Source organism: Acinetobacter sp. Ver3 (genome assembly GCF_000632455.1).
Taxonomy (GTDB): domain Bacteria; phylum Pseudomonadota; class Gammaproteobacteria; order Pseudomonadales; family Moraxellaceae; genus Acinetobacter.
The window spans coordinates 1-14982 of the sequence record NZ_JFYL01000063.1 but is presented as its reverse complement, the minus strand read 5'-3'; the positions used below and the strand labels follow the sequence as shown (position 1 = coordinate 14982).

Annotated in this window: 14 protein-coding genes and 2 pseudogenes; 8 read left to right on the top strand and 8 right to left on the bottom strand. The window is 39.1% G+C overall.

The window, feature by feature from the left end; all coding sequences use genetic code 11:
- The 3 genes and pseudogenes from CL42_RS13170 to CL42_RS13160 form a co-directional block, all read left to right on the top strand.
- Positions 1-294 (top strand): annotated as a pseudogene (locus CL42_RS13170) (nuclear transport factor 2 family protein); the annotation flags it as partial.
- The gene (locus CL42_RS13165; RefSeq protein WP_035269422.1) at positions 264-764 is read left to right on the top strand and encodes a chalcone isomerase family protein; all 501 of its coding nucleotides are present in this window, start codon (positions 264-266) and stop codon (positions 762-764) included. The pseudogene CL42_RS13170 and the gene CL42_RS13165, both read left to right, overlap by 31 nt.
- Positions 765-774: 10 nt before the next feature.
- On the top strand, positions 775-1458 hold the full coding sequence (locus tag CL42_RS13160; protein ID WP_035269409.1) for a response regulator transcription factor: 684 nt from the start codon (positions 775-777) through the stop codon (positions 1456-1458).
- 68 nt (positions 1459-1526) lie between these two features.
- Here the strand turns inward: CL42_RS13160 and CL42_RS13155 are convergent, their stop codons facing one another.
- Genes CL42_RS13155 through CL42_RS13125 form a run of 7 tightly spaced genes read right to left on the bottom strand, consistent with a single transcriptional unit; the run spans position 1527 to position 9025 of the window.
- Positions 1527-2870 carry a sensor histidine kinase gene (locus CL42_RS13155; protein WP_035269429.1) on the bottom strand — a complete coding sequence of 448 codons (1344 nt, stop codon included), beginning with the start codon at positions 2868-2870 and terminating at the stop codon, positions 1527-1529.
- Between the two features lie 44 nt (positions 2871-2914).
- Positions 2915-3964 carry an SAM-dependent methyltransferase gene (locus CL42_RS13150; protein ID WP_035269406.1) on the bottom strand — a complete coding sequence of 350 codons (1050 nt, stop codon included), beginning with the start codon at positions 3962-3964 and terminating at the stop codon, positions 2915-2917.
- Between the two features lie 8 nt (positions 3965-3972).
- Positions 3973-4752, bottom strand: coding sequence for a DUF1295 domain-containing protein (locus tag CL42_RS13145; RefSeq protein ID WP_035269401.1), 780 nt, complete (start codon positions 4750-4752; stop codon positions 3973-3975).
- A 20-nt stretch (positions 4753-4772) separates the two neighbouring features.
- Positions 4773-5969 (bottom strand): SAM-dependent methyltransferase, encoded by a 1197-nt coding sequence (locus CL42_RS13140; protein WP_035269391.1) that lies wholly within the window; start codon positions 5967-5969, stop codon positions 4773-4775.
- Position 5970: 1 nt separating this feature from the next.
- Positions 5971-6759 (bottom strand): DUF1365 domain-containing protein, encoded by a 789-nt coding sequence (locus tag CL42_RS13135; RefSeq protein WP_035269389.1) that lies wholly within the window; start codon positions 6757-6759, stop codon positions 5971-5973.
- A gap of 8 nt (positions 6760-6767) precedes the next feature.
- Positions 6768-8054, bottom strand: coding sequence for an NAD(P)/FAD-dependent oxidoreductase (locus CL42_RS13130; RefSeq protein WP_035269383.1), 1287 nt, complete (start codon positions 8052-8054; stop codon positions 6768-6770).
- Complete coding sequence (locus tag CL42_RS13125; protein ID WP_035269375.1) at positions 8051-9025, bottom strand: acyl-CoA desaturase; 975 nt, start codon at positions 9023-9025, stop codon at positions 8051-8053. Before CL42_RS13125 ends, CL42_RS13130 begins: the two co-directional genes overlap by 4 nt.
- Before the next feature lie 426 nt (positions 9026-9451).
- Here CL42_RS13125 and CL42_RS13115 point away from each other — a divergent pair, with 426 nt between their 5' ends.
- The 4 genes from CL42_RS13115 to CL42_RS13100 all read left to right on the top strand — a co-directional run bounded on the left by CL42_RS13115 (position 9452) and on the right by CL42_RS13100 (position 13300).
- Positions 9452-10081, top strand: a complete 630-nt coding sequence (locus tag CL42_RS13115; RefSeq protein WP_035269428.1) for a paraquat-inducible protein A — start codon at positions 9452-9454, stop codon at positions 10079-10081.
- Between the two features lie 35 nt (positions 10082-10116).
- Positions 10117-10851 (top strand): paraquat-inducible protein A, encoded by a 735-nt coding sequence (locus CL42_RS13110; protein WP_051586617.1) that lies wholly within the window; start codon positions 10117-10119, stop codon positions 10849-10851.
- 93 nt (positions 10852-10944) lie between these two features.
- The gene (locus tag CL42_RS13105; RefSeq protein ID WP_035269361.1) at positions 10945-12594 is read left to right on the top strand and encodes an intermembrane transport protein PqiB; all 1650 of its coding nucleotides are present in this window, start codon (positions 10945-10947) and stop codon (positions 12592-12594) included.
- A complete protein-coding gene (locus CL42_RS13100; RefSeq protein WP_081403296.1) occupies positions 12581-13300 on the top strand; it encodes a PqiC family protein in 720 nt (239 codons plus the stop codon). Before CL42_RS13105 ends, CL42_RS13100 begins: the two co-directional genes overlap by 14 nt.
- A 295-nt stretch (positions 13301-13595) precedes the next feature.
- On the opposite strand, the gene CL42_RS17065 is transcribed toward CL42_RS13100, so the two are convergent.
- Positions 13596-14036, bottom strand: coding sequence for a transposase (locus CL42_RS17065; protein ID WP_171076797.1), 441 nt, complete (start codon positions 14034-14036; stop codon positions 13596-13598).
- A 259-nt stretch (positions 14037-14295) separates the two neighbouring features.
- Between CL42_RS17065 and CL42_RS13090 the strand changes: the two are divergent.
- Positions 14296-14982 (top strand): annotated as a pseudogene (locus CL42_RS13090) (tyrosine-type recombinase/integrase); the annotation flags it as partial.

Sequence of the window (14982 nt, the reverse complement as noted above, 5' to 3'; positions counted from 1 at the left end):
GTCGAACATTTCAAAGGTATGAATAACCGTGTCAGTAATGTTTCAGTCAAATTGCTAAACACATCACATTTTGACGACTCAGCCTATGTGCATTGGCGTATGGCATATGATTTTAAAATCTTCGGCACGACTCGAAGCATGGAATCACATGGAATTAGTGAAATAAAACTCAATGAGCAAGACAAAATTGTGTTCCAGCAAGACTTTTGGGACCCAGCTGATGGCTTATTTCGCTCACTACCATATGCTGGAGGGTTATACGCATGGTTATTACCTTTCAAAAAATCGCAATAATGGCCCTCTCTGCTTTGAGTCTATTCTTATTACCACTCGCGCATGCACAAAGTGTGCGTGAGTGTGGTCAAGGAGACCTCAAAGTCGGACAAAAAAATGTCGGTAAAGCAACTTATTTCGCTCAAAATTGTCAAAGCACTTGGAAGAATCAAGATATTCGCATGGACTTTGCTTATACTCAACATATTCCAGAATGGGCTTTTAAAAAGGCTGCAACGCACTTTCTCAAACGAAATGTCAAACAAGCCAATACGTTGAAACAGCTTGACCAGATCACACAATTGTATCAACCGGTTCGATCTGGTGATATTTACAGTCTAAGCTATACCCATACGACCCAGACTTTAACTTTGAGTCTAAATCAAAAAATTTTGGGTAAAATTCAATACATGAATGCCAATGATTATTTTAAAATTTGGCTGGGTTCGTCTCCATTTAGTGATACTTTAAAAAAGCAATTATTGGACTAATCGTGTCGACATGACTAAACATTTTATTTTAATGGTCGAAGATCATTACGAACTTGCTTCAACATTATGTGAATTTTTAGAAGAGCATAATTTTGTGGTTGATCATGCGCGTAATTTGGTTGTGGCACGTCAACTGCTCAAGCAACATCCTTATCATATTCTACTGTTAGATATTAATTTACCTGACGGTACAGGGTATGACCTGTGTGAATGGCTTCGCAACGAACAAGGACTCGACCTCCCGGTACTGATGCTGACTGCTCGTGATACTTTGGATGATAAATTAAAAGGTTTCCGAGCAGGTACAGATGATTATTTAGTCAAACCATTTGATTTTAATGAATTGGTTTATCGTGTTCGTGCACTGATCAAACGCTCATTAGGAGAAGTATCTAACAGCCAAATCAAAATTCACGATCTCACATTAGACCCTGCTTTACAGCAAATCACTCGTGCAGGTCAAATGATCGAACTGCCACCTATTCAATTCAAACTTTTAAAATTACTTATGCGAAACTCACCTAAAGTGCTCACTAAACAGGAGATCATGCTTGAGTTATGGGGGGATGAAGAACCAGAAAGCGATGCACTCAGAAGCCATATCTATAATTTAAGAAAAATGGTCGATAAGCCGTTTGAACAAAAATTAATATACACCGTTTCAGGGGTAGGTCTAAAGATCGCAGTTGAATAAAACTAGTTACTACTGAAAAAACTAGTTACTACTGAATTCGCACTTCAGATCAAATTCCTCCAAATACACTATTTTGGAGGCTGATCATTCAAGTAAACGACCACAATCAGTCCTGAACTGAGTGACAAGTCAACTTTTGGATGAGTCATCAAATAGTATTCACGATCAAATAACTCTACTCTCCAGCCAAGTTGTTTACATAATTTTTGAACCAGTTGTAGCCCGATACCATGACCTTTGATATCGAGTTGCAGCTGCTGATTCGTTAGTTCTTGCACCTTAGAGTTATTCGGTAAATCAATCCCGATACCATTATCTGCGACCAACACTTTATTTTTTTCGAGAATGACATTAATGCTTGTACCTTGAGAGTAATTCAATGCATTTCTTAAAATATTGCTAAACACCATTTTTGTCATCGATGGATATAAATGACGTTTGACCTCATTAACTTCGATGTTTAAATCGATACTCATTCCTTTTGCCAAACTGACACTATTCAAGTCACTTACAACATCTTGAAGCAGTTCTGATAAGCGTGTTTTTTCACTTTGTAAATTGCTTGTGGTATTTCGAGCAATCGCCAAAAGTGTATCGACCAATAACTGCATATCTTCGATTGTGTTTTGCAATCGAGTAAAAGATTTGTTATCACCATAACGGGCCTGACAAAGTTGTACATTTCCCTTCAATATTGTGAGCGGTGTTCGAAGTTCATGACTAACATCGCCAGTAAACTCTCTTTCACGCTGAATGAATTCGCTTAAAACTTGATGATATTTTTCAAGTGCTTGCTTGAGATATTCAGCCTCCAAATTAGAATCTGTTTTAATTTCTTTAAATGGTGATGCTCGATTATTCTGATGTTCCCAATCGATATGTTCGAGTGCATTGGCTAAGCGTGTGATGGGCGAAAAATAGCGGCGTGCACGGCGATTCCACCACCACAGCACACTGTATAGCAAAAATAAGCTGACCATGAGTGGCGCTAAACCAAACAGCCAAATAAGCTTATTAACATTACTTTCACCAAACACTAAAAAAACGTGTTCACCATTGCGTGTCCCATAAACCGTCATCCGGTCTTTACCATCGATATAGTGTCGATGTACACCCGATTGGAGTTTTAAATTACGAAATTCAGAGGGGGCTAACTCGTCATCGGACCAACGATATCCATATAAATTTTTAGTGTCGGGTAAAGCAGCTTCTGGATTACGCTCCATACGCTGCCAGTAATGCTCCATCTCCTGTTCGAGCGCTGTGGTCAGCAATGTTCCTTTAATGACCCAAGCACTGCAACCAATCCCAATCACAATAGACAAGGCAATAAGACCAATTTGTAGCCAATAATAGCGGTTAAACACCTCACCCAAAGGATGATCGCGTTTATCCCTAAATAGCCTCATCATGGACATGTACCCTCTTCACCTTATCGCTAAGCTTAGTTTGAACTTCAAACAGCTCGCTTCTTAAACAAATAATGGCCAATCACCCACTCACGACCTTTGTCATAACCAAACAGTTCTGCACAAGCCATGAAAAAGATTCTCCAACGTTGCCACCAGATTTCCGCATCTTGACCATAAGTTTGCTTAAATAGTGGTTTAAGTAAGTCCTTTTTTTGGTCCATATTATTTAACCATGCATTGGCTGTATGTTCATACTGTTGTCCAGACCATTGCCATTGGTTTTCTAACTGTAAATGATCCTGAAAGTGCAGGAAAGTCGAAACAGCAGGCATTAAACCGCCTGTAAAAAAATATTTAGACATCCAGTCATAATCATTTTTAACTTCAAATGGATAGTGAATAAATCGATGGCAGAAAATATGACACCACAATAAACCATCTGCTTTGAGCCATTGGCTAATATTGGCAAATAATCGCTGATAGTTTCGAACATGCTCAAACATTTCAACGGATACAACACGATCAAAAGAGTTTTGCTCCAACTCGAGTTGATTTACATCACAGGTGATGACTGTCAAATTGTTAAATTGCTTTTCTTTGGCTTGTTGTTGAATGTGAAGACGTTGAGTATTGGAGTTTGATACTACCGTAATGTTGGCATTTGGATAATGCTCTGCCATATACAAACTGAGTGATCCCCAACCACAGCCTATTTCTAAGATGTCCTGACCATCTTGTAATTGCGCACGTTCACAGTAGACCTGCAGGGCATTTTCCTCAGCTTGATCTAAACTGGTTTTAGCATCATGGAATAAACTGGCACTGTACTTTAAACGCTTGCCCAACACGGCCTGAAAGAATGCTGTAGGCAATTCATAATGTTGTTCATTTGCCTTGTCTGTATCAATCGCGATTTCACTTTTTTTCAAGTCTCTTAATACATCCATATAACGCTGTGAAGCGAATACAGCGTCAAAACGACCTTCTTGCTCAAGACGTTTTTTGCAAAGTGCTTGGATACCAAGACGAATCACTTGATCTGGAACTTTGCCACTTTCAATGAGTTTTAACGATTGTTGAACGATTGAATCCATGTAATTACCTACTTTTTCGGTGGCCAAGGAAGAAACATTGATGTTTTTTGTTGGTACATCTTGTAGTTTGCACCACGATTTTTGAGCGCTTGCTGTTCACTAAATGGAATACCCGTGATGTAGTACAAAAAGAGCCACATCAACACCGGATAGATCCACAACCAAGGCGTTCCCGCCGCTATACCTAAGATTGGATAAGCAAACCAATGTATCCATTCAAAAAAGTAATTCGGATGGCGTGAATATTTCCATAACCCTTGATCCATCGTTTTGCCACGATTATTCGGGTTCAATTTAAATTGATACAACTGATGATCTGCGAGTGCCTCACCAATAAATGCAACCAGCATGATTAATCCTGAAATCAGTAGCAGCAGTTCTGTCGAGTTACTCCACTGCATCGCAGGTATACTGAGCAATTTGATCATTGGATATGAGAATAAGGAGATCAACCCAGCCTGAAATAGAAAAAAGAGAAGAAAACCTAAATGTTGAAAGTCTCCCATCGCACGGCGCATATTGGCATAACGCGTGTCCTCAGCATCTTCTCGGATATATCTTCTGAATAAATGCCATGCTAAACGGAGAAACCAAAGACCACTCGCGATCGCTAGAAAAATGCGAACAGATGTAGGGGCTTCATTCATTACATTTGCTGCGATGAGGACATTTAAAGCTATTCCAAAGCTCCAAATGACATCGACCAAACCTGCACGATGATTAAATGTCACCCAAATCCATGCACAAAGCATCAGGAAAACATTCATCACAAATAAATTGAGCAACATCGAGATGTCCTCTCACTGATTTAGTATGGACTTGCTTCAAACAATAAATGCACATCACTAATGACGCCTTCGAGAAAACCTCCTTCGCAATAACATAAATAAAAATCCCACATGCGAATAAAGTTTTCATCAAAGCCCAGTGCTAAAACTTGCTCACGCTGTTGTAGAAAACGTTCACGCCAGCAGTGAATCGTTTGTGCATAACTTAAACCAATATCTTCAAGATGCTTTAGACGTAATTTTTGTTCTGATGCAACGTTGGTCATCACGCTGATACAAGGAATAAAACTACCTGGGAAAATGTATCTTTTGATGTAATCGACCGTACTCAATGCCTTTTCATATCGCGCATCTTCAATGGTGATGGCTTGAATAAGCGCCAAACCATTAGGTTTTAACAGCTGTCTACACTTTTCAAAATATGTCGATAGATATTGAGCACCAACGGCTTCAATCATTTCAATTGAAACCAATTTATCGAATTTACCTTCAAGTAAACGATAATCTTTTAATTTAACTTCAACACGATGAGACAGACCCGCAGCGTCAATTCTAGCTTTAGCTTCGTCATATTGAGCTTGAGAAATGGTAATAGTAGTCACTTTACAACCATAGTTTTGCGCAGCATAGATCGCAAAACCACCCCATCCACTGCCAATTTCAACCAAATGATCCATCGGTTGAAGTTTCAATTTTTGGCATATGATTTCTTTTTTATAATCGGATGCTTGTTCCAAAGTCATAGATTGATCTTTGAATACCGCGCTGGAGTACATCATGCTCGGATCAAGAAATAACTTAAAAAAGTCATTACTTAAATCATAATGCTCAGCAATATTTTTGCGACTACCTTCCAATGAGTTTTTACGCGATGCATACCAAGTTTTGAGCAAGAGTTGACTCGCCTTTGCTAAGGCACTTTGGTTCATACGATCTAAAATATCGCGATTTCTCGCAAGAATTCGCACAATCTTCACTAAATCTGGTGTCGTCCAATATCCTTGAATGAAACCTTCAGCTGCACCAAGAACCCCCTGACGAAAAAGTAGATCCATCAACTTTGCATCATGGACCTCAATCACTGCGTCTAGATCACTCACCTCACCGACTGAACCCTCCCAAATCCCTTTAAAATGAATTTGGCCGTGTTTTAATTTCAGTAAATGACGTAATACCAGCGGTAGTGAAGATTGCTCTCCCATTAACAATGATTTCATATCACAGCTTATCCTTCGTTTTATTGGGATGCCGATAAAATGGAACTCTATTTATCCAAAGCTTAAAGGCATGATAATAAATACCTGCAACCATCTTGATCGGCTCAAATAGTTTAAAAACAGCATAGCGATGAAGTTGTGAAGGAAGTGTGATGGGAGTTAACTCAAAACGCATTGATGCATCGAATTGTAATTTTTCCTCTTTAAACAATTGCATAAGCACATAATTTTGTTTTTCAGCCAAACTAAACGTCCATTGATACTTCAGATCCATTGGCATGAAGGGTGACACGTGAAAAGCTTTGTCAAACTGGAAGTGGAAGCTCGTATATTCGGAATGCTGCTCCCCCCCGGTGCGACAATCGTGAACATATACCTGTCTTTCTAACCAGGGTGTATTGGTGATTTCACTGAGAATGAACTGTAATTTTTGCTGGGCATTAAATAGAAAATAAAAAACCACCGAATTAAATCTGAAGCCAAGCGTGCGCGGCAAAGCCAACACCCGAATTTCAGCGAGCTCCGTCGGCTCTTCTAAAGTATGCTCTTCCAACACATGCAGAACCTTCTCTCGAATCGTGCCTTGATAGTTTGCCAAGAAGTCATCAGAATCTAGGCTCAGAAAGTTCCATTTTTTCGTTGACCAAAGTATCGAAGTTTGCGCGAAGTGTTCGAGCTGTTCTGGATCAAACCACAAATACGTCAGCTGACTCTGAAAAGCATAAGGCTTAGGCAAGTAACGGCGATGACGAATGTCAGCAACTGCAATTGCAAGCGGATACAGCTGCATAAGTACTCCTAAGCGGCTTGATTTGATGAGTTTAATAAGGCTTCAACCACCCTTGACGCACTTCTTGCACCATCTTCATGAAAGCCCCATCCCCAATAAGCACCACAAAAATAGGTCCGATTTAAACCGTTTATTTCAGACCATCTTGACTGAGCTGCAATAGCTTCCGCATTAAATACAGGATGACGATAGTGACGCTGAACCCAGACTTTGTTTGGATCTAAATCAAAATTAGGATTTAATGTCGCAAAAATCTGAGTTTCACATTTCAAATTTTGTAGCTGATTCATCCAGTAACTAAATCCATAATGGACACTACTTTGCTGAAATGGAGTGACTTGACCCGCCCTATTCGGTGTGACATGCACATGCCAACTCGCCCACTGACGTTTTGATTTTGGCATAATGCTAGTATCTGAGTGCACCACCATATGATTGTCTTGATACTGAAAATTTTCTAATATTTCTATTTCTTTAACTGTCGGTTCAGCGAGCAACTTCAGTGTGTCATCTGCATGACTTGCAAATACTACCCAATCAAACCGTTCAATTCCCTGTACCGTTTCAATACTCACGTCATTTGCTGAGCGCTTAACTGACTTCACCTCTACTTTTTTAAACTGAATATGCTTTGCTTGAGTTTGAATTGCACGGATATATTTAGAAGACCCGCCTTTTACGGTTAACCATTGTGGTCGATCTTTGAGTTGTAACATACGATGATGTTGAAAAAAACTGACTACAAATTTATATGGAATTTGACCTGCTTGCTCCACTGGGCATGACCATAATGCACCACACATCGGATAGAGATGCTCTTGCCTAAACGCATCCGAGTATCCATGCTCGTTGAGATATTGCTCAATAGTGTAATTCGGGTCGGTCTCATCTACATCAAGATCTTTATTCGCTGCATAAAATCTGAATAGATCTGCCAGCATCGCTCTAAAACGGGTCTTTAAAAAGTTCTGTGGTTTGAATAATAATGAGAATTTCTTGGAAGGGTTATATTGCAGTCCTGTGACCTGATTATTAACTGAAAACCCCATATCGCTGCTTTGAGCTTGTACACCAAGCTCCTTCAACATCTCACAAAATAAAGGATAGTTGTGTTCATTAAAAACAATGAATCCGCTATCCACTGCAACTTGCTCACCATCGATCTTTAATTGATGAGTATCAGTATGTCCCCCAAAATAATTATTCTTTTCAAATACGGTCACCTCATGCAACTTACTCAACTTCCAAGCTGCATAAAGTCCTGAAATACCCGATCCAATAATTGCAATTTTCATCTTGATTCCTTTGACTGAACTTGAGAATGTTGGAGTTTTGCCTTTTTCGAACGCGTAATTTTACTTGCTTCATAAACTCGAGCTGGTATGGGTTTCATTCCCCAAACCAAGCCAAACCATGACATAAATTTTAAGATGTAATAGGTCACATCGATCTGCCACCAATAGAACCCTTGGCGCGTACTTCCTGCATAAAAATGATGATTGTTGTGCCAGCCTTCACCAAGTGTAATTAGAGATAAAAATAAGTTGTTGCGACTATGATCATTCGTCTCAAAATCTCGGCTTCCATAATGGTGAGCCAGTGAGTTAATGCACAATGTGGCATGAATAAGCAGAACAGTAGAAATTGCGCCTCCCCATACTAATAACTGTAAACCACTGGTTCCCCAATGCGGCCACATGAAGGCAACCCATTCCCCTAGACCATAAATTCCGATAGCCGTTATTAAGACGATCATCAAACTAAAACGGTCTAACCAAATCAGCTCCGGAAACTTCAGCCAATCTTTAATGACACTTTTACGCGTTGAAAAATTATATTCATTTAAAAACCAACCGACATGGCTATACCAAAATCCATGCGTTGATGAATGTGGGTCTTGAGGAGTATCTGTATAACGATGATGATATCGATGATGTGCTGCCCACCATAATGGTCCACGCTGCGCACTCATTGTGCCAATTAAAATAAAGATAAATTGCAGCCATCTCGAAGTTTGAAAAGTTTTGTGTGACAAATAACGATGAAAAAAAGCAGTGATTGCGAACATGCGAATAAAATAAAAAAACAACATAAATGCAAAAGCAAACCAAGAAAACCCGACCCAAAACACTGCCAGACAAGCAAGATGCAGTAGGATAAAAGGAATTATTCTGAGCCATTGAATCTGTTTACTCTCAGAGGTCAATGCATCATGTGGTACGCTTACGGACCAACTATCCAGCCATTGCATGAGGCTTTTCAACATACAGTCATCCCAAACTAAGCAATCGATCTTTATGATTTAAATAAAGTGTAGTTCTTGATATATGAAGTTTATGTGAAGCACACGCTGTATCTTGAATTTCACGCTGAATCATTGAATTTAATATTAATTTAATTTCATCATATAAACTTAACTCACCCTCATTTTGACTACACAAATGCTGATCAATGAGCACTTCAACCCCTTTTATACCCTCGTTGAGTTACATGACTACACACTGATAAGCCAAACCAAAAAGGTATGTATCTCGATTCAACAAAATAATCATAGGCAAACCTATTGAATCTCGATATAAACTATAGGGAGAAATAAAAAACCAAGAATATTGATGAAAAAGTTGAGACAACGATGTCTGAAACGAATGTAGAAACTGTATCGGATTCTAAACGCGCCCCTGATTTAAGAATGATGCAAATCAATCAAAATTATGTTGCTTGTGAAGAGTGCGATACGCTCTTTCGTAAATCCGATTTATATAAGAATGAACGTGCCTATTGTTCGGCTTGCGGTTCCGAGCTCTATCGTAAAATTCCAACATTTAACACACTGCTGGCCTTAGTCTGTACTGCGTTAATTATCTTTGCGATTGCCAATAGTTTTTCAATTGTCAAAGTTGAACTCCAAGGCATTTATTCAGAAACCACATTATTGGGTGCGGCTTGGGCAATGTTCGAGGCAGATCGTGCTTTTGTAGGCTTTCTTATTCTGATGACCACTTTTATTGTCCCCTTGGCCTACTTACTTCTGATGGGATATATTCTTTTGATGGCAATGTTCAATAAAAATATTATTGCAACCCAACAGTATGCATCACTTAAACTCGCATTACGGTCACTTTTTCAATTGAGAGCTTGGGGAATGGTTGAAGTATTTCTGATCGGCGTTTTGGTCACCTTAGTGAAATTAGTGGGTATGGTGGTTGTGATTCCTGGAATTGCCTTATGGGCATTTGCCATTTTAAGTGTCTTGTTGGTCTATTTGGTATCAATCAAAATCAAAGATCTATGGAACGCAATTGATGGAAATCAAATCTCATGACCATCACTTCAACTCATACGAATCAACCTGATCAGATGAAGCATTCTCCACACACTGTGCAGAAATCTGTCTTTTTAGAAACGCTTGCACCGCGTGCAATTGATCTTGAACTCACACTTTGTCATTGCTGTGGAACACTCAACCGCATGACATCTTTGTCTGCCATCGAACAAGCACGAAAATCCCGCTGTACTCGTTGTGATAGCCCATTACATACCCGTAAAACGCGAAGTTTAGAACGAACTCTAGCTTATTTAATTGCAGCGAGTATTCTTTATATACCAGCCAATGTTTTACCGATGACGATTACAGAATCTATTCTTGGTCGTCAACAAGACACGATTATGAGTGGAGTCATCTATTTCTGGAAAAGTGGTGACTATTTCGTTTCGTCCGTTATTTTTATTGCCAGTATATTTATTCCCCTACTGAAATTGGTCATCCTTGCTCTCCTGCTCAGTGCTGTACATTTACAAGCCTCAAAAAAAATTCACCTCTCACCGAAGCATTGCTCGATCATGTATAGAGTCGTGGAGTTTATTGGCCGTTGGTCAATGATTGATGTTTTCGTTGTCGCCATGCTAGCAGCACTAATCCAAATTCAATCATTGGCAACTATTTTAGCAGGCACAGGTGCAGTCGCTTTTGGTGCAGTTGTGGTTTTGACCATGTTAGCCTCACTGAGTTTTGATCCTAGAATCATTTGGGACAACTATTACGTTTCAATTCTGAGTCAGCATGAAAAAAAAAATGACGCTACAGAACATTGAGATTTACATAAAACCCTTTCACTTCTTGCTTGATCTTCATATGATGAAGCGTACAAACAACAAACACATTACGATTTAATAAGATCAATAACTATGTCAGAAAACCAATCGAGTAATGGTCATCCTCATGATGAACAAGTTCTGAGTCAGGTCGGTGTACCTGATAAGAAACGTAGCAAATGGAAACCTTCTCTCATTTGGATTATTCCAATTGTTGCATTACTCATTGCATTTTCATTAGCTCTCAAGGCGTATTTGAATACTGGTCCGGTTATTGAGGTTTCTTTTAGGACTGCAGAAGGCATTGAAGCTGGCAAAACTACAGTTCGTTATCGTCAAGTCAATGTGGGTCTAGTACGCGAAATTGACCTTTCGGAAGATCGGTCTCATATCATTGCTAAAATTGAACTTCGGAAAGATGCCAGTAATTTTGCTACGGAAGATTCACGTTTTTGGGTAGTGAGACCACGTATTGGTGCAAGTGGGGTTTCAGGTATCGATACTTTACTTTCTGGCGCATATATTGAAGTAGATGGCGGTAAATCAGATGTCAAAACCACTTCATTTAAAGGGCTAGAAACTCCACCCGTCGTGACTTCCGATGTTCCTGGAAAAGTCTTTTTCTTAAAGGCACAAGATTTAGGTTCGCTCGATTTCGGTTCACCTATTTATTATCGAAGAATCAACGTTGGACAAGTAACCTCATACCAACTGGCTGATGATGGAAAAAGCGTTGAACTTCAAACTTTCATTAAGTCACCTTATGACAAATTTGTCACCACAGATGCGCGTTTCTGGCAAGCCAGTGGTCTAGATGTCAATTTGAATGCTTCGGGCTTTAGTTTAAACACACAATCTTTGGCAAGCATCATTTCGGGAGGGATCGCATTTGGTTATCCTGAAAATTCTGATGCAGCTCCTGCTCCGAATAAAATGAAATTTGAATTATTTGACTCTGAAAAGCTTGCGCTTAAAGAGCCTGATCTTAATCCAAGACGGATCGTAATGTATTTCAATGAGTCATTGCGAGGTTTATCAGTAGGAGCTCTAATTGATTTCATGGGTGTCGAAGTCGGTACTGTGAAAAAAATCAACACTGAGTTCTACAATAATCACTCGCAAATTCGAATGCGTGTTGATGCTGAAGTTTATCCTTCACGTATTGCTGGAGGTCATGAGTTGGACCCGCAAGGTACAGTATTCAAACAATTTGTTGAGCGTGGTTGGCGAGCACAAATGCGGACTGGCAATTTACTTACAGGTCAAAACTACATTAGCTTTGATCTTTTCCCTAAAGCTAAATATGCCACCGCAATCCGTCGAAATGATGGTGTTGTTGAAGTTCCAACAACTCCAACAGAATTAAAAGGTCTTCAAGCACAAGTGTCCCAAATCGCCGATAATGTATCTAAATTTCCATTGGTTGAAATTGGTCAGGACGTTCGTCAAACCTTGGCAAACTTAGATAAAACTATACGATCTTCAAAAAGTTTGGTCGATCAACTTGATGGCAAAGTTGCGCCTAATTTACAAGCCACCTTGGATGATGTTCGTAAAACAGTTCAGTCTTCTGAAACCATCTTGGCAAGTGATGCACCATTACAACAAGATCTACGTCGTGCTTTACAACAAATTACCCGTGCCGCAGCTTCATTACAGTTGATGGCAGATCAAATAGAACAAAATCCTGAGTCATTGATTCGTGGAAAAACAGCGGAGCCGAAGAAAGATGACAGAGAATAAATTATTGAAATCTCAGCAACGCTGCTACCTAAAAGTCCTTTCAAGCTTGAGTGTTGGTTTGTTTGCACTCATCGTCAGTGGGTGCTCTTCATCCCCTACGCCTAAGTTCTATTCATTGAGCACTCAAACGCTAACATCATCTTCGTCAAATCTAAAAGTGAGGATGATTGAGGTGCTTCCTGTTGGATTATCCGATCGTTTAAACCGAATTCCATTGGTAATTCAACAAGAAAATGGGCAGGCTAAAGTATTGTTCGATGATCGTTGGACATCTACTTTATCGGCTGAATTGAGAGATGCTGTTTCTGCGCGTTTACAGCAAACATTAGGTGCAGTGGATCGTTATAATAGTGGTATGACTGGTGGACAAGCAGCTTATCGAATTGCCTTAGATTTTTCTAACTTTGATTTCATCGAAAAATCAAATCAGCAACGCTTTATGCTCATGAATGCGACTTGGACTTTAAGATATGATGATCCTAATCGCCCCTTATCCATACCCAAAAACGCTCAAACATTACCTCAACGTCATCAACTCAGTTGTCGGATGAGTTTTTATGAAGAAATTCCACAAAAAAATAAAGACTTAAACACTTTAGTCACTGTTTCGCAAAAAGCCATTGATCAACTTTCAATCAGTATTGCAAGTTCAGTCAAGCACTTAGAAAATAGGAATCAGCCGATTACTGGTGGGGTATGTAGTTAATTTTCATAAAAACTTGAGATTTCTTTTGAATCTGTTTTGAATACAGCAAAGCTCTGAGTTGTATTTAAAACATCTATCTTTGATAAATTGGTATATAATTTTTTAGATAAAGACATTCAACAATAGAATTCTTTCATAATTCATTTTTATGCAGTTCCATGTTATAGATTCCAGCAATTTAATTGAATCTTAAACCTAGTCTTTTGACTCGATTACGATATCGCGCCGCAAGGACTTTGAAGGCTTTCAAACTGCCCAATACATGTTCAATCCCAATTCTTCTTTTATTGATTTCTCAATTGTAAACTTTTAGCTCGGGATCTAGTTTGCAGCATCTCTTTGCTTTTAGAGGCAATGAGCTATTTGGATACATTGCATAGATTCCATGATAGCCTTCATCTGCATGAATAAAAGCACCTTTAGGAATCGGATTCAAGTTGCGTTTGAAAAGCTCGAAATCATGTACAGCACCACGACTCGTGCATAAACTCAGAAATTGCTGTGTTCTATAATAGATAATGGCTTGAACTTTAAATGTATGTGCCTTCTTCTTGCCACTATAGCTTTTCTTCTGTTTTTTAGGTCTTTGTGTTGGAGTTTCTGTGGCATCTACGATCACCACATTCCAGTCGATACCTTCGCCTTCAGGCAGACTCTCGGGTAAATTAAATAGATTGGACTTGATCAGGCAATCCTTTACGTGGCGGACGATTCTTGAAGCAGTAGGCTCTGACACGCCAATAGCTCAGACGGAGTAAAGCCTGATTTTCTTCACTTAACTTGAATAGTCTACCTTTAGCAGGCACAAGCATTTTTAGTAATTCAACCATTAAATCAATGGTTGACTATAAGATGCCTGTGTATCGCTTGAAATGTGTATCAAAAAGTTTCTTTCAGTTGATGATTTTAGTCCGCAAATTATGTATGGATTTTTAAATTTTCGGTACAAATAATCAGCAAGAGATAGATCGTTTTGTGATTTATGAAACAGATCTATCATCGATCGTGATTTTCAAACAGCGAAAACATTTAATAACTATGCAACTACGCTAAGCGGGGTATTTAAATTGGCTGTTAAGCATAATCTGATTTCTCCAAATCCTATGCATACAATTAAGAATCGTAAGGTTCAGGCAGAAATACCTGCCCTCTTCACACGTAAGGAGATGGAAGCCTTACTAGCTTGGCTCGACAAAAGCTTACATGATGAGGATAAATTTTGTGGCTAGTATTTTGAATTTGCTTTTTGGACAGGCTGTAGACCTTCAGAAATGATTGCTCTCAGAAAAAGTGTTATTGACTGGTTCAATGGCACATTCAAAGTTAACAAAAGTCATGTACGTGGTTTAGAAAAGAAAGTGACCAAAACACATACTTCTCGTGAGGTCTATTTGAATGAACGCTTGACTTTGGCTTTAAAAGCTTTGCTTCAATTTAAAAAGGATCAAGGCTACCAAACAGATTATGTAATGCTATGTCCCAAGATGAAGGAATCATTATTTAATAAAAAACCACCATGAGAGCGTCTTGTAGAAGCAATGAAATCGTGTTCTATACGTCATCGCCCTGCATACAATGCGAGACATACCTATGCAACGATGTTACTTATGGATGGCGTCAATCCAATGTTTGTAGCCGACCAACTTGGTCATAGTTTACAAATGCTGATTAAGCGCTATACG